Origin of the sequence: Nonomuraea sp. NPDC049421 (assembly GCF_040677005.1) — a bacterium.
Taxonomy (GTDB): domain Bacteria; phylum Actinomycetota; class Actinomycetes; order Streptosporangiales; family Streptosporangiaceae; genus Nonomuraea; species Nonomuraea salmonea.
Genome location: NZ_JBFAQA010000008.1, coordinates 62,450 through 81,341, shown reverse-complemented (window position 1 = coordinate 81,341; position 18,892 = coordinate 62,450). Strand labels below are relative to the sequence as shown.

Genomic DNA, 18,892 nt, shown 5'->3' with positions numbered 1-18,892 from the left:
CGTACGCGAGGTGACGGCCCCCTGACGCCCCCGTGAACGGCGGCCGCGCACCTCAGCCGGGCAGGGACGCGCGCAGGGCGGCGGCGTCGGTGAAGTGCACCGCGCGCAGTCCGGCCCGCAGGGCGCCCTCGACGTTCTCCTCACGGTCGTCGACGAAGACGATGTCGGACGGGTCGGCGCCGAGCCCGTGCGCCAGCGCGTCGTAGATCTCCTTGTCGGGTTTGACCAGGCCCATCCGCCCGCTGTAGTAGCGGTGGCCGATCGCGGCGACCCATGGCAGCTGGTCGAGGCCGTCGCCGACGCAGACGGGCGCGTTCGACAGCAGCGCCACGTCACGGCCGGCGTCGAGCAGCTCGCCGAGCAGCGCGACCGTGCCCCTGTCGGGGTTGGCCCAGCTCGAGACGTCCATGGCGACCAGGCGCGCGACCTCGGCGGGCGTGGCGGCCCGGCCCAGCACGGCGCTCCAGTAGGCGTGCGGGCTCAGGTCGGCCCGGTCGAAGGCGAGGCGATGCTCCCAGTAGCCGCGCCTGAACGCCCCGGGCTCGGCGCCCACCGCCCGCGCCATCGCGTCGGCGTCGTCCGCCGACTGGGGCAGGGAGAGCACGCCGCCGTAGTCGAACACGATCCATGTCATGCGAGGAATGGTCGCAGATGCGGGCCGAGCGCCGGGCAGCCCAGGTACTTCTCGGCGGTGTGGAAGTCGATCCAGTCGAGGTTGACCAGCTCTTCCGCGTCGACGCCGGTGAAGCAGCCGGCGAGGGCGGGCGGTATGGCGGCGATGTCGTCCTTGTCGGAGATGTTCACCCAGCGCCGCACGCCGGGCGGACGCTCGCCGCGCCCGCCGACGGGGGCCGGCAGGAGGTGCTCGAAGACGACGTGGCGCATGCCGAGGGGGCTGCCGAGGGTGACGAGCAGGTCCGCCTCGAGGTCGGGGCAGGCCCACAGCGCCTCGTACGTGACCACGCTGCCCAGCGAGTGCGCGATGACGATCCGGGGGCGGTTGCGCCTGATGACGTCGGCCACGGCCTGCCGGCACTTCTCGCGGCGGCCCTTGTCGGTGAGGTAGGCGGCCACCTCGGGCGCGAACAGCTTGGCGAACGCCGCCGACCGCTCGTCCAGCCTGTCCAGCAGCCAGCCGGTGACCGACTTGAGGGCGCCCGTGACGTGCTCGCCGAGCCCGAGGTTCCTGGCCCAGCCGGCGAGGACCTCCTGCGCCTGGAGCTCCATGGCGGCCTTGGGGGCCTCGCCGAGGTCGGCGCCGTCGTTCAGGAGGTGGGAGAAGTAGGCGATCTCCGAGAAGTACGGCCGCGTCTCGCCGCCGAGCGCCGCGTGCAGGTAGCGGTCCCATTTGCGGCGCATGGCCGCCTCGGCGCCGGGCACCGACCGTCCGGCTCTGAGGTAGTAGTCGTACTTGCCGATCCCGTGCACGCCGACGATGCCGGACACCGCGTCCTCCCTGACCCCGTGCTTCTTCCGCGCGATAGTGGCATACGCCGCCGTCCGGCGGAGTGTCAACGAGCACTCGCGGCGGGAAAATGTGATTGCGGGCGGTATATGCCGTCCATATACGGTGATATGTCGTAAGAAAGAGCGCATCGCGAACAGGAGCTCCCCACCATGCCCGGCCCGCTGGTCGTCAACGACGCCGTCGTCATCCCCGACGCCGAGCTCGTGTGGCGCTTCTCGCGTTCCTCGGGCCCCGGAGGCCAGGGCGTCAACACCACCGACAGCCGGGTGGAGCTGACGTTCGACCTGTCCGCGACCACGGCGCTGCCGCCCGCGCTCAAGGCGCGCGCCCTCGACCGGCTCGGCACCGGCACGATCACCATCGCCGCCTCGGAGTACCGCTCCCAGCTGCGCAACCGCGAGGCCGCCGCGCACCGGCTCGCGCAGCGGCTGCGCGAGGCCATCGCGCCGCCGCCCAAGCGCCGGCGGCCGACCAAGCCGAGCCGCGGCTCGGTGGAACGGCGCATCGCCGCCAAGAAGCAGCGCAGCGACCTCAAGCGCCTCCGCCGCGAACCCTGACGCCCCGCTTCCGGGAGCTTCCGGGGACCTTCCAGGCTTCCCGCCTGTCTCCCCACCGCCCGCCTCGCCTTCGGCGGGCGCGCTCCCGAGGTCAGGTGCCGATGAGGCGGGGCAGGGTGGTGATGGTGGCCGAGAGGTAGCCGGCCACGGCCTGCGGGATGAGGTTCCGCGCGAACAGCTCAGAACGGTGCAGCCGGACGTGCTCCACCTCGTACAGGCCGCGCGCCGGGTCATCGAACTCCGGCCCGTGGCGTAGCTTGGGGTCCATGCTCAGCAGGCGGCAGCCGTACACGTGCTGGGTCTTGACCTCGCCCCGCCAGGGGTAGGACACGGTGACCAGGTGACGCACCGCGAAGACCGTCGCGCCCAGCTCCTCCAGGAGCTCTCGGTGCAGGGTGTCCTCCAGCGTGCCGTCCTCGGGCTCGACGTGCCCGCCCGGCACCGTCCAGTAGCGCGCGCGTCCCGGCACCGTACGCCGGAACAGGACGAGCCGATCGTCGTGGTCGAGTAGGACACCACGGACACTGGGTCGCATACATCCACCCTATTTGACCGGTATGTCCTTCGGGTAGCCTAACCTACGGTACCGTAACCGCAAGGAGAAGATCTTTTATGGCGATGTCTCAGACGGAGCTGCTGCACGAACTCGAGCCGGTGGTGGCCGGCGAACTCGACCGCCACGAGAAGATGGCCAAAGAGTGGTTCCCGCACGAGTACATCCCGTGGAGCGAAGGCCGCGACTTCGACGGCATCTACGGGGGCGAGGCGTGGCAGGAGGGCGACTCCAAGATCCCCGAGGCCGCCAGGGTGTCGCTCATCGTCAACCTCCTGACCGAGGACAACCTGCCCAGCTACCACCACGAGATCGCCACGACGTTCGGCCGCGACGGCGCCTGGGGCACCTGGGTGCACCGGTGGACCGCCGAGGAGGACCGTCACGGCACCGCCCTCCGCGACTACCTCACCGTCACCCGCGCCGTGGACCCGGTGGCGCTGGAGCGCGCCCGCATGCGGCACATGGAGCAGGGCTTCGCCACCGAGTACAGCACGATGCTGCAGCAGCTCGCGTACGTCTCCTTCCAGGAGCTGGCCACCCGCATCGCCCACCGCAACACCGGCAGGGCCTCCGGCGACGAGGGCTGCGAGCGGCTGCTGGCCAGGATCGCCGCCGACGAGAACCTGCACATGCTCTTCTACCGCAACCTGCTCAAGGCGGCCTTCGAGCTCGACCCCAACCAGACCATGCGCGCGGTGACCGACGTGGTGACCACCTTCCAGATGCCCGGCCAGGGCATGGAGGGCTTCGCCCGCAAGTCGCTGATCATCGCCCACGAGGGCATCTACGACCTGCGCCTGCACCTCGACGACGTGCTCATGCCGGTGCTGCGGCAGTGGTCGGTGTTCGACAAGACGGGGCTGGACGCCGAGGGCGAGAAGGCGCGCGAGGAGCTGTCCGCGTTCCTGGCCAAGACGGACGCCACGGCCGCCCGCTTCGTCGAGCGCCGCGAGGCGCGCCGCGCCCGCGAGGCAGCCCAGAAGTAACCCGCAAGGGCGCAGAACGTACAGAACATCATGAAGAGGGGCATGGCACCGCAGTAGCGGCGGCATGGGAGGATCCTGGCCCATGGACTTTCCCACCACGGTCGCCGTCGGGATCGCCACGCTGCTGACGATCATGCTCCTCGCGGTCGTGACGCAGCGGCTGCTGGATGTCCGCTTCGGCGCGCTGCGCACGTTCCTGGCCGCGCTGGTCGCGTTCGCGCTCGCCCAGCCGGTGCTGGAGCCGATCATGGCCATGGTCGGCCCTATGGACGGCACTCAGCCGCCCGACGCGGCCGCCCTGGGAGTCCTCCTGCTCGTCCTCATGGCCATGGTGCTGATCCCCATGGCCATGCTCGTGCTGGCCGAGGCGCTGGTGCCGCCCGGCTCGGTGCCGGGGCCGCTGGAGCTGGCGCGGTCCGTACGCGGCCGGTTGTCCAGGACCAGGCGTTATTCGCAGATCACCAGGATCGCCGTCCGGCACGGACTCGGCCCCTACCTGCGCGGCAGGGGCGAACGGCTGGACGACCGCTCGGGCAAGCTCCGCCTGGCCGCCTCGCTGCGGGCCGCGCTGGACGACGGCGGGGTGACGTTCATCAAGCTCGGGCAGGTGCTGTCCACCCGGCGCGACCTGCTGCCCGCCGAGTTCGTCGAGGAGCTCGGACGGCTGCAGGACCAGGTCGCCCCCGCCCCGTGGGAGCAGGTCGAGCCGGTGCTGCGCGCGGAGCTGGGCGGGCCGGTGGAGGAGGTCTTCGCCGCGTTCGACCGGACGCCGCTCGCCGCCGCCTCCATCGGCCAGGTGCACGCCGCCCGGCTGCACTCGGGCCGCGAGGTCGTGGTCAAGGTACGCCGACCGGGCATCGAGGCGGTCGTCGGCCAGGACCTGGAGATCGTCCGGCGGCTGGCCGCCACGCTGGAGGGCAGGACCCGCTGGGGCCGCTCGCTCGGCCTGCTCGACCTGGCCGAGGGCTTCGCCACGGCGATCAGGGAGGAGCTGGACTTCGGCGTCGAGGCCGCCAACATGGCCGCCGTCTCGGCCGCCCGCGCCTCAGGAGCCCCCGGGGAAGACTCCGGCGGCGGAGCGAGCGTCGCGTATCCCGCGCCGATCAGCGCCATGTGCTCGGAACGGGTGCTGGTCATGGAGCGGCTGTCGGGACGCCCGGTCACCGCCGCCGACCCCGCCGAGGGCCCGCGCCTGGCCCGCGACCTGCTCGACTGCCTGCTGCGGCAGATCCTCATCGAGGGCGTCTTCCACGCCGACCCGCACCCTGGCAACCTCATGCTGCTGGACGACGGCACGCTGGGCCTGCTCGACTTCGGCTCGGTGGGCCGGCTCGACGGCTCCGTACGCGCGGCGCTGCAGCGCTTCCTGCTCGCCATGAACCGCCAGGACCCCCTGGGCGTCACGGACGCGCTCCTGGAGGTCGTGCCGCGCCCCGAGGAGATCGACGAGCCGGCGCTGGAGCGGGCCCTGGGCCAGTTCATGGCCAGGCACCTGGGCCCCGGTCTGGACAGCGCGCAGCTGTTCACCGACCTGTTCAAGATCGTCTCGGAGTACGGCCTGTCGATCCCGCCCGAGGTGGCCGCCGTCTTCCGCGCGCTGGCCACGCTGGAGGGCACGCTGGTGCGCCTGTCGCCCGGCTTCAACCTGATGGGCGAGGCCCGCGCGTTCGCGGGACGCTACCTGTCGGAGCAGGTCACGCCGGAGACGATCCGCGAGTCGCTGACCCAGGAGCTGACCGCCCTGGTGCCGATGCTGCGCCGCCTGCCCCGCCGGATCGAGCGCATCGCCAGCGCCGCCGAACACGGCCGCTTCAGCATGAACGTGCGGCTGCTCGCCGACGACCGCGACCGCCGCTACGTGACGGGCCTGCTGCACCAGGTGCTGCTGACGGTGCTGGGCGCGACGGCGGGGCTGATGGCGGTCATCCTGCTGACCACGGACGGCGGGCCCGCCCTGGTGGGCTCGACGACGCTGCTGCAGCTCATCGGCTACAACCTGCTGATGGTCGCGGCGATCCTGGGCTTGCGGGTGCTGGCGCTGATCTTCCGCCGCCCCCGCGCCTCCGACGACCGGTAGCCGGGACATCTCCGCACAAGATCGCCGAGTTCGGGGAGAACTGTGCGCCTCTTGACTTCGGCATGGTCTTGGACATCCGCGGCATCGGGCAGGTTCCCGGTAACACCGGAACCCCTTGGGAGCAGTGGGTGAAAATCATCGGGATCGCCGCCAGTCTCCACGCGGGGTCATTCATCACCAGATTGTTGGACGCGGCAGGCGGCGAATTGCCGGAGAACGTGTGTTTCGAGGTGTGGCAGGGGTTGGGCGAGATCCCGCCGTACCAGCCGGGGCCCGTCCCGGGGCCGGCGCGGGAGCTGGTCTCGATGGTCGCGGGGAGCGACGCGATCCTGCTGACGGCTCCCGAGCACAGCCTGCTGCCGATGGAGCTGACCCACGCACTGGACTGGATGGCCGCGCGGGACGGGTTGTCGGGCAGGCACGTCGCGGTGATGAGCGCGAGCGCGCGGGCCTGCGGGGCCATGTGGGCGCAGGCGGAGCTGTACAAGCAGTTGCTCGGGGCGGGCGCCGTGGTGATGGGGGCCGAGCTGGTGATCTCGCCGGTCTGCCCGCACTTCGACGAGGACGGCCACCTGACCTCGGCCGACCTGCGCGACCAGGTGCGGCGAGTGATCCGCCAGCTCTGCCCCGCCGAGGTCATGGAGCCGGTGCTGTCGGCCCTGTGACAGCGCTGGGACGGCGCTGGGACGGCGCTGGGACGGCGCTGTGATGCGGTCAGTGCTCGCGCCGCTGCAGGCGCTCCAGCTTGATGCTCAGGTCGAGGACCTCGGACCGCAGGAAGTCGAACTCGCGCTGGATCTCCGACCGGACGACGGCGAACTCGACCGCGATCTCCGCCCGCACGTCCGCCCCTGGCTCGGCGGCCTCGTCCGTGTCGGATGTCCCGGGGGTCTCGGGCGTCTCGGTGGTCTCGGCGGCGGGGCGGGAGGCGACCTCCCTGCGCACGCCCGCGATCTCCGTGCCGACCGCGGCGAACTCCTCGCCGATCTCGCCACGGGCACGGGCCAGCTCGGCCCGCAGCGTGGTGATCTCGGCCTGCAGCCGCTCCGAGAGGCCGAGGACCTCCCGCATGAGACCGATCTGCTCCTCGGGCCCCGCCTGCTCCAGGGCCGTCTCGAGATCCTCGACCCGGAGTTTCAGGTCGAGGACCTCCGCGCGTACGTCCACCTGCCCCCGCCCTCTCATGCTCTGCGCTCTTCCTTGCCGCCATCGTCGCAGCCGAGGGACGGGGGCGCGGAGCGGAGGAAAAGCGCGGGTGTGCTTCTTTCCTCTCGCGCCCCTCGAACCCCTCTCGACGGCGGGAACAAGAGCAGGGAGCGGGTGCAGGTTTTTCCTCCTGAGCCCGTCCCGCGGGCCTCAGATGAGCTCGATGAGGTCGGCGACCGAGTCGACGATCAGGGAGGGACGGTAGGGGAAGCGGTCGATCTCCTGCCGCTGGGTGACGCCGGTGAGCACGAGGATGGTGAACAGCCCGGCCTCCATGCCCGAGACGATGTCGGTGTCCATGCGGTCGCCGATCATCGCCGTGGTCTCGCTGTGGGCCTCGATCTCGTTGAGCGCGCTGCGCATCATGCGCGGGTTGGGCTTGCCCACGAAGTACGGCTCCACGCCGGTGGCCTTGGTGATCATGGCGGCGACGGCGCCGCAGGCCGGCAGCGAGCCCTCGGTGGAGGGGCCGATGGGGTCGGGGTTGGTGGCGATGAAGCGGGCGCCGCCCTCGATGAGCCGGATGGCGCGGGTGATCTGGGTGAAGCTGTAGGTGCGGGTCTCGCCGAGCACCACGTAGTCGGGGTCGAGGTCGGTCAGCACGTAGCCGACCTCGTGCAGCGCCGTGGTCAGCCCGGCCTCGCCGATCACGTAGGCCGACCCGCCGGCCCGCTGGTCGTCGAGGAACTGGGCGGTGGCCAGGGCGGAGGTCCAGATGGACTCGGCGGGCACGTCGAGCCCCGCGCCCGCGAGGCGTACGGACAGGTCGCGCTGGGTGTAGATCGAGTTGTTGGTCAGGACCCGGAACTTCCGGCCCGACTCGCTGAGCCTTTTGATGAATTCGTCCGCACCTGGGACCGGCCGCCCTTCATGTACGAGCACGCCGTCCATGTCGGACAACCAGGAGTCGATCCGCTTACGCTGAGTCACGCGTTCATCGTACCGAGCGCGCCTTATCGACTTCCCGCCCGGCGGGTGAACAATGTTGCTCATGTCGTTCACTGAAACCGCCCAGGACATGCGGGACGAGATCGTCCAGCTCAGGCACTCCCTGCACACCACCCCCGAGATCGGCCTGCACCTGCCGCGCACCCAGGAGAAGGTGCTCGCGGCCCTGGAGGGGCTGCCGCTGGAGATCACGACCGGGTCCGCGCTCAGCTCGGTGACGGCGGTGCTGCGGGGTGGCAGGCCGGGGCCCGCGGTGCTTTTGCGTGGCGACATGGACGCGCTGCCGGTGGCCGAGAAGAACGACCTGCCGTACGTCTCCCAGTTGCCGGGCCAGATGCACGCCTGCGGCCACGACCTGCACACGGCGATGCTGGTGGGGGCGGCGCACCTGCTGAGCGGGCGGCGCGACGAGCTGGCCGGTGACGTGATCTTCATGTTCCAGCCGGGCGAGGAGGGCCACGACGGCGCCAAGCGCATGATCGAGGAGGGCGTGCTGGAGGCGGCGGGCGCCCGGCCGGTGGCGGCGTACGGGATGCACGTGGTGTCGTCGGTCCTGCCGCAGGGGCTGTTCGCGTCGCGGCCAGGGCCGCTGATGGCGGCGGCCGACACGTTCAAGGTGACGGTGAAGGGGCGCGGCGGGCACGGCTCGACGCCGCACCTGTCGCTCGACCCGATCCAGGCGGCCTGCGAGATGGTGACGTCGCTGCAGACCATGGTGACCAGGACGTTCAACGTCTTCGACCCGGTCGTGGTGACGGTGGGCAGGTTCCAGGCCGGCTCGGCCGACAACGTGATCCCCGACGAGGCGCACTTCGAGGCGACGCTGCGGACCTTCAGCAAGGAGAACAGGGCGCTGGCCAAGCGGCGCCTGGTGGAGGTCGTGGAGGGCATCGCGGCGGCGTACGGGCTGGGCGTGGAGCCGTCGTTCGCGATGGGCTACCCGGTGACGGTGAACGACAGGACCGAGGCGGAGTTCGCCGGCGCGACGGCCGACGAGCTGTTCGGGCCGGGCCGCTACGCCGTCTCGCCCAACCCGATCATGGGCTCGGAGGACTTCTCGTACGTGCTGGAGAACGTGCCGGGCGCGTTCGTGTTCCTGGGCGCCTGCCCGCCGGACCGCGACCCGGTGACCGCCCCCTACAACCACTCCCCCGACGCGCTCTTCGACGACGCGGTGCTGCCGGACGGCGCCGCGCTGTACGCCTCGCTGGCGGCCTCCAGGCTGGCGCAGGAGGCGACGAACGGATAAGGGGTGACCACATGCGTGCCTGGGTGGTGGAGCGGCCCGGACCGATCGCGTCGGGGCCGCTGCGGCTGATCGAGCGGGCGGCGCCCGTGCCGGGGCCCGGCGAGGTCCTGGTGAAGGTGGAGGCGTGCGCGGTGTGCCGTACGGACCTGCACCTCGCGGAGGGCGACCTGGAGCCGCGCCGGCCGCGCACCACCCCCGGGCACCAGGTGGTGGGCAGGATCGAGGGCACCTGCCCGCGCGCGGGCAGGCGGGTGGGCGTGGCGTGGCTGCGCTCGACCTGCGGCCGGTGCCGGTACTGCCGCAGGGGCATGGAGAACCTGTGCCCGTACTCGACGTACACGGGGTGGGACGCCGACGGCGGCTACGCCGAGTACGTCGTCGCCCGCGAGGACTACGTCTATCCGCTGCCCGACGACCGCCCGGCCGAGTGGCTGGCGCCGCTGCTGTGCGCGGGCATCATCGGCTACCGGGCGCTGGCCAGGTGCGACCTGCCGCAGGACGGGCGGCTCGGCATCTACGGCTTCGGCTCGTCGGCGCATCTGACCGCGCAGGCGGCGATCGCGCGCGGGGCCACGTTGCACGTGGTCACGCGGTCGGAACAAGCACGTAGGCTGGCGCTTGAGCTGGGCGCGGCCTCCGCGGACGCGCACCGGCCGCCCGAGCCGCTGGACGCGGCGATCCTGTTCGCGCCCGTCGGCACGCTGGTGCCGCCCGCGCTGGAGGCGCTCGACCGGGGCGGGACGCTCGCCGTGGCGGGCATCCACCTCACCGACGTCCCTGCGCTCGACTACGACCGGCACCTGTTCCAGGAGCGCACGCTGCGCAGCGTGACGGCCAACACCAGGGCCGACGGGCACGCCTACCTGGAGCTGGCCCTGTCGCATCCGCCCAGGGTGTCGGCGGTGGCCTACCCGTTCGATGAGGCGGACCGGGCGCTGGCGGACCTGGCCGCCGACCGGGTCAACGGGGCGGCCGTCTTGGTGCTGACCTGAGGTTTTACTTGATGGCGCTTAGCGCCACTTCCTACACTCATGAAGGAAAGTTACATTAGCCTCACAACCGCTGGAGATTATTGACGCCGATCTGGCGCGATCGTAATGTCCGGTCAATCCCTAGAGACATCCCCCGGAGCGGCAAATGAAGCGACTGGCAGCGGTAGTGGCGTTGCTGGGTCTTGCCACCGCGACTGCGGCGTGCAGCGGTGGCACCACCAACAAGTCCGGCTCGGGCGGTGGAGGCGGCGGGCTCTTCACCACGATCGACGTGAACAGGCCGGGCCTTGAGGCGTCGGCGCCGGCCAACCCGTACAACCCGAAGGGCAACTCCTTCCCCGGCTACAGCTCCATGAAGCTGGGCTGGGTCGTCAACCACCTGACCGACCCGAACAAGGCCCTGCCCGGTCTGGCGGCGAGCTGGGAGCTCGCGGACGACAACTCCGCGATCACGTTGAAGTTGCAGCCCAACGCGAAGTGGTCCGACGGCAAGCCGGTCACAGCCGAGGACGTCAAGATGTCCATCGGCATCGCCTACACGCAGGGCAGCACGGCGTTCTCGACCACCCCGGGCGCGGCGGGCGCCGCTGCCGAGGTCGAGGTGGTCGACCCGCAGACGGTGAAGATCACGCAGGACATGGCCAACCCCAGCCCGAAGTTCGCCCGCGGCGTGCTGGACACCACGATCCTGCCGGCGCACGTGTGGAGCAGCGTGCTCCCCGCCGACTTCTGGGACAAGCTCAAGGCCGCGCGCGGCGACGGCGCCGACGCCGAGAAGGCCCGTGAGGAGATCACGTCCCTGGGCGAGAGGGTCATCGCCTTCGCCCCGCCGAAGGACGTCTCCGCCGGTCCGTTCGTGCTGGAGCGGGTCAACCCCTCCGAGGCGCTGCTGGTCAAGAACAAGTACTTCTTCAACGCCGCCAACGTCGCTCCTTCGCAGGTGAAGTTCCTCAACTACACCGGCAACGAGCAGATCTGGAACTACCTCACCGCCGGCAAGCTCGACCACGCCGGGTTCACCGCCGCGCCGACGGACGTGATGAACCGGATCAAGGCCGCCTCCGGCAACGAGGTCATCAAGGGCTACTCGCCGGTGGCCGTGGGCATGGCCTTCAACCAGACCAAGAAGCCGTACGACAACGTCCACGTGCGCAGGGGCCTGGCCTACCTCATCGACCGCGACCAGGTCACCAAGGTCGCCTCGCCCGAGGGCGGCACGGCCGCCGCCACCACCAGCGGCATCCACCAGAAGGCCGCGCAGGCGTGGATCCCCGACACGGTCCCGCAGCTCGAGCCGTACAAGGCGGACCTTGCCAAGGCCGAGACGGAGTTCAAGGAAGCCGGCCTGGTCAAGAAGGACGGCAAGTGGACCCTGGCCGACGGCACGCCGTGGAAGGTCTCCATGCACGCGCCCGCCGGCTTCTCCGACTGGCTGTCGGCGCAGGAGAACATCAAGGGCCAGCTCATCAAGGCCGGCGTGGACGCGGAGGTCGTGACGACCGCCGACTACCCGCTGTACCTGGAGGAGCTGGCGGCCGGCAAGTACGACGTCGGCTTCTGGCTGATGGCGCTCGGCCCCGCGCCGTACGACATCTTCCAGCGCCTCTACGGCGCCTCCAACGGCTGGACCAACGTCGCGGGCAAGGTCACGCACAGCGCACCCGGCAAGAACAACAACTGGATGGGCGGCCCCGAGGAGATCGAGGTCGACGGCGAGAAGATCAACCCCGGTGAGCTGACCGCCGAGCTGAACTCCGCCGACGAGGAGGCCGCCAAGCCGATCATGGCGAAGCTGGCCAAGGCCGCCAACCAGGACCTGCCGGTCATCCAGCTCTGGGACTACGTGAACACGCAGTTCGTCAACAACAACCGTTTCACCGGCTGGCCCCACGACGACGAGGTCCTGCGAATGGGCACCGGCGTGCTCCCCTCCGGCGTGTGGATCCAGCAAGGTCTGATCAAGGCGAAGCAGTAGCCTATGACGTCCATCGCACGGCGACTCGCGGGCCACCTGGCCCGCGGGTTCGTCATGATCCTCGTTGTCGCGACGATCAGCTTCTTCATCATCAACAACATCCCGGGCGACCCCATGGCCGCCCGCTACGAGAAGCTGATCGAGGGCGGCATGGCCCCCGAGGCGGCCCAGCAGGCGGTGAAGGTGCTGTACGGCTTCCAGCCGGACGGCACGCTGTGGCAGCAGTACAGCGAGTACATCACCGGCCTGCTCCGTCTCGACCTCGGTGTCTCGGTCACCAGGCCCGGCACCCCCGTGCTCGACGTGCTGACCGACGCGGCGAAGTGGACCGTTCTACCGGTGCTGGCCGGCACGCTGCTGAGCTTCCTCGTCGGGATCATCCTCGGCGTGTACGCGGCGATCAAGCGCACCGGCAAGCTCGGCGACGCGCTGTCCATCTCGGGCTCGCTGCTGCACGGCATCCCGCAGTACGTGCTGGCGATGCTGCTCGTTGTGATCTTCGCCACGCTCATCCCCATCCTGCCCGCCGACGGGTCGGTGGACATCCTGTACGAACCGGGATTCAACGCCGGCTACATCGGCTCGCTCGTCGAGCACGCGATCCTGCCGGTCCTGACGTACGCGCTGTCGGCGTACGGCGGGTGGATCCTGGCGATGAAGTCGAGCGTCGTGACCGTGCTCGGTGACGACTTCATCCTGGCCGCCGAGCTGCGCGGGATGAAGCGCTCGATCGTCTTCAGGTACATCGCGCGCAACGCGATCCTGCCGCTGTTCACCATGCTCGCCCTGTCACTGGGGCTGCTGCTCGGTGGCGCGGTCTTCATCGAGAAGATCTTCAACTATCCGGGCCTCGGCTGGCTGCTGATCAGCAGCGTCACCGACCGCGACTACGCCCTGATGGGCGGCGCCTTCCTGCTGATCACGGCCGGGACCATCATCGCCAACATCGTGGCGGACCTGTTCTACACGGTCATCGACCCGCGGGTGCGCAGCGGAGAGGAGGCGTCGTGAGCGCCACGCTCATTCCGGAGACCGGTGCGGGCACCGGCTCGGCGGCCTCGGCCATGCGCCGCAACTTCTGGCGCGGCGTGTGGCGGGTGATGAAGCGCAAGCCCAGCCGCATGGTCGGCGTCGTCATCCTCGCGGGCTTCGTGATCATGGCGGTCGTCGGGCCCATGCTGCTGCCCGCCAACCTGCCGGGCGACACAAACGCGATCACCCAGCCGCCGAGCTGGGAGCACTGGTTCGGCACCGACCCGCAGGGGCGGGACGTGACCGCGCTGGTCATCAAGGGCTCGCGCTACGTGCTGCTGACCGCCGCGGTGACCGCGGTCATCACGGTCGTCGTCGGCACCGCGATCGGGTTGTTCTCCGGCTTCCGCCGGGGCCGCTGGGACACCGTGCTCATGCGGCTGACCGACATGAAGCTCACCATCCCCGGCCTGCCGCTGCTGCTGGTCCTCGCGACCGTGTGGCGCTTCAGCAGCCCGGTGCAGATGGGCCTCGTGCTCGGCCTGCTCGGTTGGGGCGGCGTGGCGCGGGCCGTGCGCTCGCAGACGCTGTCGCTGCGCGAGCGCGGGTTCATCGAGGCGGCGCGCGGACTCGGCCTGTCCACCACGCACATCATCGGCAAGGAACTGCTGCCGAGCATGGCACCGTACATCGCCATGAACATGCTCATCTCGGTCACCGGCGCGGTCTACTCGCAGGTGGGCCTGTTCTTCCTGGGCGTGCTGCCGTACGAGTCGGACAACTGGGGCGTGATGCTCAACCTGGCCGTGTTTCAGGCGGGCGCCATGATCACGCCGAACGCGCTGGGCTACCTGCTGGCTCCGCTGCTGGCGATCCTGCTGCTCACGCTCGGGATCGTGCTCGTGGTGGACGCCATGGACGAGATCTTCAATCCCCGGCTGCGCGAGGAGTAGAGGGTGAGCAACAAGGCGCCCGGAGTGCGCATCGGCGGCCTGACGGTCGTCTACAAGACCCCCGCGGGCGAGCTGCCCGCCGTCAGGGACGTCAGCCTGACGCTGGAGCCCGGCTCGATCACCGGCATCGTCGGCGAGTCGGGATCCGGCAAGTCGACGCTCGCGCTGTCGCTGCTCAACGCCGTGCAGCCGCCCGGCAGGATCGCGGCGGGCAGCGTCGAGATCGACGGGCTGGGCGACGTGGCGGCGCTGTCGGGCGAGAAGCTGCGCAAGGCGCGCGGCAAGCACATCGGCTACGTCTTCCAGGCCGCCCAGAACTCCCTCAACCCGCTCAAGACGGTCGGCAAGCAGTTGCTCGACCTGGGCCGTTCGCACGGGGTCGAGGACCTGCGCGGGCTGGTGCGCGAGGCCAAGGAGCTGCTCGGCCGGATGGGCATGGACGGCGCCCGCGTGCTGGACTCGCACCAGCACGAGCTGTCCGGCGGCATGCGCCAGCGGGTCGGCATCATGCTGGCGCTGGTGCTCAACGCCCACCTGGTGGTGCTGGACGAGCCGACGACCGCGCTCGACATGATCACCCAGGCGAACATCCTGAAGATCGTCCGCGAGGTGCACGCGGAGCGCGGCCTGACCACGCTGGTCATCACGCACGACATCGGCGTGGTGGCCGAGGTCGCCGACCGGCTGGCCGTCATGTACGGCGGCCGCCTCGTCGAGCAGGGCCCCACCAGGGAGGTGCTCGGCGCGCCCAGCCACCCGTACACGCGCGGCCTGATCAAGGCCATCCCGCGGCTCGTCGGCGACATCGACGAGGCGCAGGCGCTGCCGGGCCGGCCCCCCACGCTGGCGACCGTGCCCGAGCAGGGCTGCGTGTTCAGGGAGCGGTGCGCGCTGCGCATGGACGTGTGCGACACCGTGGACCCCGAGGCCGTCGAGCACGGCACGCGTACCGTGGCCTGTCACGCCGTGACCGTGAAGGAGCACGCATGATCACCGGAACGGGCGTCGTCAAGACGTTCAAGCAGCGGGGCAAGGTGCTGGGCGCCCGCGAGGTGCGGGCGCTGCGGGGCGTGGACTTCGCCATCCCCAAGGGCGGCGCGGCCTCGTTCATCGGCGAGTCCGGGTGCGGCAAGACCACGCTGGGGCGGATCATCGCGGGGCTGGAGTCGTACGACGAGGGCGAGATCGCGATCGACGGCGTCGAGCTGTCGGGGCTGAAGCCCAAGCAGCGCCAGCCGCACTTCCGCAAGATCCAGATGATCCACCAGGACCCGTACTCGGCCCTGAACCCGACCAGGACCGTCCACCAGACGCTGTTCGCGCCGCTCAGCCTGCGGGCCAGGCAGACCGGCCGCTCGCGCGCCTGGATCGAGGAGCGGGCCGCCGAGGTGCTCTCGCTGGTCGGCCTCGACCCGGGCTCGGTGCTGTCGCGCTACCCGCACCAGCTGTCCGGCGGCATGCGGCAGCGCGTGGTCATCGCCCGCGCGCTGACCGTGGACCCGGAGATGCTGGTCGCCGACGAGGCCGTCTCGATGATCGACGTCTCGCTCCGGCTGGGCATCCTCGCGCTGCTGAAGGACCTGCGCGAGCGGCTCGGCGTGAGCGTGCTGTTCATCACGCACGACGTGGCGACGGCCCGCTACATCGGCGGCGACGGCGAGCTGTACGTCATCTACCGGGGCCAGGTCGTCGAGCACGGCCCGGTGGACACGATCATCGCCGACCCGGTGCACCCGTACACGCAGTCGCTGCTGTCGGCCATCCCCGTCCTGCACGGCCTGGAGCAGCCGGGCGAGCAGCCCGTGGTGCCGCTGGAGTCGCTGGACGAGAGCCAGGCCGACGAGGGCTGCCTGTTCGCCCGCCGCTGCCCGTTCAGCACCGAGCGGTGCGCGTCGGAGCGGCCGCTGCTGCAGCTCACCGAGGGCGTGCCGCAGGAGCACGCGTGCTTCTACCCCGAGCGCCGCAGCGTGATCGCCCGCCCGATGAGCGAGGTGTGATGACGCACTCCGTGCGGGAATTCGACGCCGGGGAGGCCGCGCGGGTGGCCGAGTCGGCGCTGACGTTCGACGCCGGCGAGGGCGCCGCGCTGGTGCGCAGCCTGTCGCGGCCCCCGGCCGAGCGGCGCTGGACGGCGCTGGCCGTGGACGGCGGCGTCGTGATGGCCTCGCTCAACTCGGTGGACCCGGCGGTCGGTCACGTCGATCTGCTGGCCGTGGAGCCCTCGGCCCAGGGCGCCGGGCGCGGGCGGGCGCTGGTGCGGGCGGCCGAGGACTGGCTGCGCGGCCAGGGGGCCCGCGAGGCCCGCTTCGCCGGCAACCCGCCCTGTTACGCCTGGCCCGGCATAGACGTGCGCTACACCGCCGCCGCCTGCCTGGCCGAGCGCCTCGGCTACGAGCGCTACGAGGTGGCCTGGAACATGACCGCCGACCTGCGGCACGCCGACCTGTCCGTCGAGGACGAGCTGGCCGGCCTCAAGCGTGCGGGCGTGTCCGTGCACAGCCTGGACGCGGGTTCGGATCGCGAGCGCGTGGCGGCCTTCGTCGCCGGGCATTGGAACGATCGCTGGGCCTGGGAGGCGGTCAACGCAACCGGGCTGCACTACGCGGAACGCGACGGCCGCGTTCTCGGCTTCGCGGCCTGGGGAGCGCGGCCGTCCTGGTTCGGCCCCATGGGCACCGCGCCCGACGCCCGCGGCCTCGGCCTCGGGCGCGTGCTGCTGCGCAGGTGCCTGGCCGAGCAGCGGGCCGCCGGGCAGGACCACGCCCAGATCGGGTGGGTGGGGCCGTTGCGGTTCTACTCGCGCGCCGTGGGCGCGCGAGCCGAACGCGTCTTCTGGCTCTACCGGCGCGATCTGGCGTGATGGGCCGGTCAGTACAGAAGTCCTCCCTCAGGGTGGGCGGGCGGCGGGCACAGCTCGCGCGGGTCCCCACCGGCCTCCAGGCACTTCTTGAGCGTGCCGGACCCCCACAGGTGGTCGAGGAACAGCTCAGGGCCCTCCCAGCGCAGCTCGTCCGGGTGGAGGGTGCGGGCCACGTGCAGCATCGACAGGCCCGTCAGCACCGGGCGGAACGCGGCGGGGTCGTGCACGTGGAGCTGCACTCCCCGTACGGGGACGCCGGCGTGCTTGTGGAACGTCGGCGTGAACCACGCCTCCCTGAACCGCACCCCCGGCAGGCCCAGCTCGCCGAGCGCCGGGGCGAAGCGCGCGTCCAGGTACGGCGCCCCGACCAGCTCGAACGGCCGGGTGGTGCCGCGCCCCTCGGAGAAGTTGGTGCCCTCGAACAGGCCGGTGCCCGGATAGACCAGCGCGGTCTCCGGGGTCGGCATGTTGACCGAGGGCATCACCCAGGGCAGCCCCGTGTCGGCGTGGGTCATCTCCCGCCGCCAGCCCTCCATCGTGACGACGGTCAGGTCGAGGTCGAAGCCGTACAGGCCGGCCAGTTCCCCGGCCGTCCTGCCGTGCCGCAGCGGCAGCGGGAAGCGGCCGACGAAGCTCGCGTACGCCGGGTCGAGCAGCGGCCCCTCCTCGACGGTCCCGCCCAGCGGGTTGGGCCGGTCCAGCACCACGAACCGCAGCCCCAGCCGGGCGGCCGCGGCCATGAGGTCGTACATGGTCCACACGTAGGTGTAGAAGCGGGCGCCCACGTCGGCGATGTCGAAGACCAGCGTGTCCACCCCGGAGGCGGCCACCACCGCGTCGAGGGCGTCGCCGGAGAGCTTGTGCGTGTCGTAGACCGGCAGCCCGGTCCGCTCGTCCACGCCGTCGGCCTCGCTGCCCGCGGCCTGCGCGGTGCCGCGCATGCCGTGCTCGGGGCCGAAGAGCGCGGTCAGGTTCAGACCCGCCGCCAGCAGGGCGTCGGGTACAGGGGTCAGATCGGGCAGGACGCCGGTGGGGTTGGTGATCAGGCCGAGGCGCGTGCCGCCCGCCAGGGCGGGATCCGCGGCCAGCCGTTCGGCTCCTGTTCGTACGTGTGGCATGAACCCATTGTCTGAAAGATATTTACAAGAGAGAAGTAGAGGGTGGAAATTAGCGACATGATTGATCCGCTATCAGAGCCGTCCACCGAGCAGAGCGACCCCCGCTACGCCCAGATCGACCGGCTGCCGACCCTGCAGCTCGCCCGGCTGATGAACCAGGCCGACGCCGCCGTGCCCGCCGCCGTCGCGGTGGTGCTCCCGGCGATCTCGGGGGCGATCGACGCCGTCGCGGAGAGGATGGGCCAGGGCGGCCGGCTGCTCTACGTCGGCGCCGGCACGTCGGGGCGCCTGGCCGTGCTCGACGCCAGCGAGTGCCCGCCGACGTTCGGCACCGACCCGTCGCTGGTGCAGGGCATCATCGCCGGCGGGCCGGACGCGCTGACCCGTTCCGTTGAGGGTGCCGAGGACGACGCCGAGGCCGGCGCCGCCGCGCTGAAGGACCTGGAGGTGGGACCGCTCGACTCGGTGGTGGGCGTGTCCGCCAGCGGGCGGGCTCCTTTCGTGCTGGGCGCGCTGGCGGAGGCGCGCGGCCGCGGCGCGCTGACCGTGGGGCTGTCGTGCAACGACGACGCGCCGCTGTCGGCCGCCGCCGAGCACGCCATCGAGGTGGTCGTGGGGCCCGAGGTGGTGACCGGCTCGACCCGGCTGAAGGCGGGCACGGCCCAGAAGCTCGTGCTGAACATGATCTCGACGATCTCGATGGTCAAGCTGGGCCGCACGTACGGGAACAAGATGATCGAGATGTCGGCCATGAACAGCAAGCTCGCCGGGCGGGCGCTGCGCATCGTCAGCGACATCACCGGGGCCGACCAGGAGACGGCCGGCGCGGCGCTGGACGCGGCGGGCGGGCAGGCGAAGGTCGCGGTGCTGATGATCAGGCACGGCCTCGACGCCGACGCGGCCAGAGCGCTGCTGAGCTCGCACGGCGAGCGCCTCAGCGACGCGCTCAGCGGCTGAGACGTCCGGGCGGGCGGT

Annotated in this window: 19 protein-coding genes; 13 read left to right on the top strand and 6 right to left on the bottom strand. The window is 71.1% G+C overall.

Features of this window, described 5'->3' with window-relative positions; all coding sequences use genetic code 11:
- Positions 1-52 precede the first annotated feature (52 nt).
- Positions 53-634 (bottom strand): HAD family phosphatase, encoded by a 582-nt coding sequence (locus tag AB0K18_RS15870; RefSeq protein ID WP_364914729.1) that lies wholly within the window; start codon positions 632-634, stop codon positions 53-55.
- A complete protein-coding gene (locus AB0K18_RS15865; RefSeq protein ID WP_364914728.1) occupies positions 631-1,446 on the bottom strand; it encodes a hypothetical protein in 816 nt (271 codons plus the stop codon). Before AB0K18_RS15865 ends, AB0K18_RS15870 begins: the two co-directional genes overlap by 4 nt.
- 171 nt (positions 1,447-1,617) lie before the next feature.
- Here AB0K18_RS15865 and arfB point away from each other — a divergent pair, with 171 nt between their 5' ends.
- Positions 1,618-2,025: an alternative ribosome rescue aminoacyl-tRNA hydrolase ArfB gene (arfB, locus tag AB0K18_RS15860; protein ID WP_364914727.1), complete on the top strand. Its 408-nt coding sequence runs from the start codon at positions 1,618-1,620 to the stop codon at positions 2,023-2,025.
- Positions 2,026-2,116: 91 nt separating this feature from the next.
- On the opposite strand, the gene AB0K18_RS15855 is transcribed toward arfB, so the two are convergent.
- A complete protein-coding gene (locus AB0K18_RS15855) occupies positions 2,117-2,560 on the bottom strand; it encodes an NUDIX hydrolase (RefSeq protein WP_364914726.1) in 444 nt (147 codons plus the stop codon).
- 77 nt (positions 2,561-2,637) lie between these two features.
- Between AB0K18_RS15855 and AB0K18_RS15850 the strand changes: the two genes are divergently transcribed.
- The 3 genes from AB0K18_RS15850 (at position 2,638) to AB0K18_RS15840 (ending at position 6,309) form a co-directional block, all read left to right on the top strand.
- On the top strand, positions 2,638-3,567 hold the full coding sequence (locus AB0K18_RS15850; RefSeq protein WP_364914725.1) for an acyl-ACP desaturase: 930 nt from the start codon (positions 2,638-2,640) through the stop codon (positions 3,565-3,567).
- 82 nt (positions 3,568-3,649) lie between these two features.
- On the top strand, positions 3,650-5,644 hold the full coding sequence (locus AB0K18_RS15845; protein WP_364914724.1) for an AarF/UbiB family protein: 1,995 nt from the start codon (positions 3,650-3,652) through the stop codon (positions 5,642-5,644).
- 62 nt (positions 5,645-5,706) lie between these two features.
- Positions 5,707-6,309, top strand: a complete 603-nt coding sequence (locus AB0K18_RS15840; RefSeq protein WP_364914723.1) for an NADPH-dependent FMN reductase — start codon at positions 5,707-5,709, stop codon at positions 6,307-6,309.
- 49 nt (positions 6,310-6,358) lie between these two features.
- On the opposite strand, the gene AB0K18_RS15835 is transcribed toward AB0K18_RS15840, so the two are convergent.
- On the bottom strand, positions 6,359-6,829 hold the full coding sequence (locus AB0K18_RS15835; RefSeq protein WP_364914722.1) for a hypothetical protein: 471 nt from the start codon (positions 6,827-6,829) through the stop codon (positions 6,359-6,361).
- Positions 6,830-7,000: 171 nt separating this feature from the next.
- Positions 7,001-7,741 carry an HAD-IIA family hydrolase gene (locus AB0K18_RS15830; RefSeq protein WP_364914939.1) on the bottom strand — a complete coding sequence of 247 codons (741 nt, stop codon included), beginning with the start codon at positions 7,739-7,741 and terminating at the stop codon, positions 7,001-7,003.
- A gap of 100 nt (positions 7,742-7,841) precedes the next feature.
- Here AB0K18_RS15830 and AB0K18_RS15825 point away from each other — a divergent pair, with 100 nt between their 5' ends.
- The 8 genes from AB0K18_RS15825 (at position 7,842) to AB0K18_RS15790 (ending at position 16,799) form a co-directional block, all read left to right on the top strand.
- A complete protein-coding gene (locus AB0K18_RS15825) occupies positions 7,842-9,047 on the top strand; it encodes a M20 family metallopeptidase (RefSeq protein ID WP_364914721.1) in 1,206 nt (401 codons plus the stop codon).
- 11 nt (positions 9,048-9,058) lie between these two features.
- Entirely contained in the window at positions 9,059-10,039 is a 981-nt protein-coding gene (locus AB0K18_RS15820; RefSeq protein ID WP_364914720.1) for a zinc-dependent alcohol dehydrogenase family protein, read from the top strand.
- Positions 10,040-10,184: 145 nt separating this feature from the next.
- The gene (locus AB0K18_RS15815; protein WP_364914719.1) at positions 10,185-12,014 is read left to right on the top strand and encodes an ABC transporter substrate-binding protein; all 1,830 of its coding nucleotides are present in this window, start codon (positions 10,185-10,187) and stop codon (positions 12,012-12,014) included.
- 3 nt (positions 12,015-12,017) lie between these two features.
- A complete protein-coding gene (locus tag AB0K18_RS15810; RefSeq protein WP_364366512.1) occupies positions 12,018-13,025 on the top strand; it encodes an ABC transporter permease in 1,008 nt (335 codons plus the stop codon).
- Positions 13,022-13,939 carry an ABC transporter permease gene (locus AB0K18_RS15805; RefSeq protein ID WP_364914718.1) on the top strand — a complete coding sequence of 306 codons (918 nt, stop codon included), beginning with the start codon at positions 13,022-13,024 and terminating at the stop codon, positions 13,937-13,939. The genes AB0K18_RS15810 and AB0K18_RS15805 overlap by 4 nt, the downstream gene beginning before the upstream one ends.
- A 3-nt stretch (positions 13,940-13,942) precedes the next feature.
- Complete coding sequence (locus AB0K18_RS15800) at positions 13,943-14,929, top strand: ABC transporter ATP-binding protein (RefSeq protein ID WP_364914717.1); 987 nt, start codon at positions 13,943-13,945, stop codon at positions 14,927-14,929.
- On the top strand, positions 14,926-15,936 hold the full coding sequence (locus tag AB0K18_RS15795; protein ID WP_364914716.1) for an ABC transporter ATP-binding protein: 1,011 nt from the start codon (positions 14,926-14,928) through the stop codon (positions 15,934-15,936). The genes AB0K18_RS15800 and AB0K18_RS15795 overlap by 4 nt, the downstream gene beginning before the upstream one ends.
- Positions 15,936-16,799 (top strand): GNAT family N-acetyltransferase, encoded by an 864-nt coding sequence (locus AB0K18_RS15790; protein ID WP_364914715.1) that lies wholly within the window; start codon positions 15,936-15,938, stop codon positions 16,797-16,799. The genes AB0K18_RS15795 and AB0K18_RS15790 overlap by 1 nt, the downstream gene beginning before the upstream one ends.
- An 8-nt stretch (positions 16,800-16,807) precedes the next feature.
- Here the strand turns inward: AB0K18_RS15790 and AB0K18_RS15785 are convergent, their stop codons facing one another.
- Positions 16,808-17,917, bottom strand: a complete 1,110-nt coding sequence (locus AB0K18_RS15785; RefSeq protein ID WP_364914714.1) for a DUF1343 domain-containing protein — start codon at positions 17,915-17,917, stop codon at positions 16,808-16,810.
- Between the two features lie 57 nt (positions 17,918-17,974).
- Here AB0K18_RS15785 and murQ point away from each other — a divergent pair, with 57 nt between their 5' ends.
- Complete coding sequence (murQ, locus tag AB0K18_RS15780) at positions 17,975-18,874, top strand: N-acetylmuramic acid 6-phosphate etherase (RefSeq protein ID WP_364914713.1); 900 nt, start codon at positions 17,975-17,977, stop codon at positions 18,872-18,874.
- Positions 18,875-18,892 lie beyond the last annotated feature (18 nt).

Bases quoted from the DNA above. Each gene is read 5' to 3' on its own strand.
- AB0K18_RS15870 (WP_364914729.1), bottom strand. From the start codon at position 634: ATGACATGGATCGTGTTCGACTACGGCGGCGTGCTCTCCCTGCCCCAG.
- arfB (WP_364914727.1), top strand. From the start codon at position 1,618: ATGCCCGGCCCGCTGGTCGTCAACGACGCCGTCGTCATCCCCGACGCC.
- AB0K18_RS15855 (WP_364914726.1), bottom strand. From the start codon at position 2,560: ATGCGACCCAGTGTCCGTGGTGTCCTACTCGACCACGACGATCGGCTC.
- AB0K18_RS15850 (WP_364914725.1), top strand. From the start codon at position 2,638: ATGGCGATGTCTCAGACGGAGCTGCTGCACGAACTCGAGCCGGTGGTG.
- AB0K18_RS15845 (WP_364914724.1), top strand. From the start codon at position 3,650: ATGGACTTTCCCACCACGGTCGCCGTCGGGATCGCCACGCTGCTGACG.
- AB0K18_RS15840 (WP_364914723.1), top strand. From the start codon at position 5,707: ATGGTCTTGGACATCCGCGGCATCGGGCAGGTTCCCGGTAACACCGGA.
- AB0K18_RS15835 (WP_364914722.1), bottom strand. From the start codon at position 6,829: ATGAGAGGGCGGGGGCAGGTGGACGTACGCGCGGAGGTCCTCGACCTG.
- AB0K18_RS15830 (WP_364914939.1), bottom strand. From the start codon at position 7,741: ATGGACGGCGTGCTCGTACATGAAGGGCGGCCGGTCCCAGGTGCGGAC.
- AB0K18_RS15825 (WP_364914721.1), top strand. From the start codon at position 7,842: ATGTCGTTCACTGAAACCGCCCAGGACATGCGGGACGAGATCGTCCAG.
- AB0K18_RS15820 (WP_364914720.1), top strand. From the start codon at position 9,059: ATGCGTGCCTGGGTGGTGGAGCGGCCCGGACCGATCGCGTCGGGGCCG.
- AB0K18_RS15815 (WP_364914719.1), top strand. From the start codon at position 10,185: ATGAAGCGACTGGCAGCGGTAGTGGCGTTGCTGGGTCTTGCCACCGCG.
- AB0K18_RS15810 (WP_364366512.1), top strand. From the start codon at position 12,018: ATGACGTCCATCGCACGGCGACTCGCGGGCCACCTGGCCCGCGGGTTC.
- AB0K18_RS15795 (WP_364914716.1), top strand. From the start codon at position 14,926: ATGATCACCGGAACGGGCGTCGTCAAGACGTTCAAGCAGCGGGGCAAG.
- AB0K18_RS15790 (WP_364914715.1), top strand. From the start codon at position 15,936: ATGACGCACTCCGTGCGGGAATTCGACGCCGGGGAGGCCGCGCGGGTG.
- AB0K18_RS15785 (WP_364914714.1), bottom strand. From the start codon at position 17,917: ATGCCACACGTACGAACAGGAGCCGAACGGCTGGCCGCGGATCCCGCC.
- murQ (WP_364914713.1), top strand. From the start codon at position 17,975: ATGATTGATCCGCTATCAGAGCCGTCCACCGAGCAGAGCGACCCCCGC.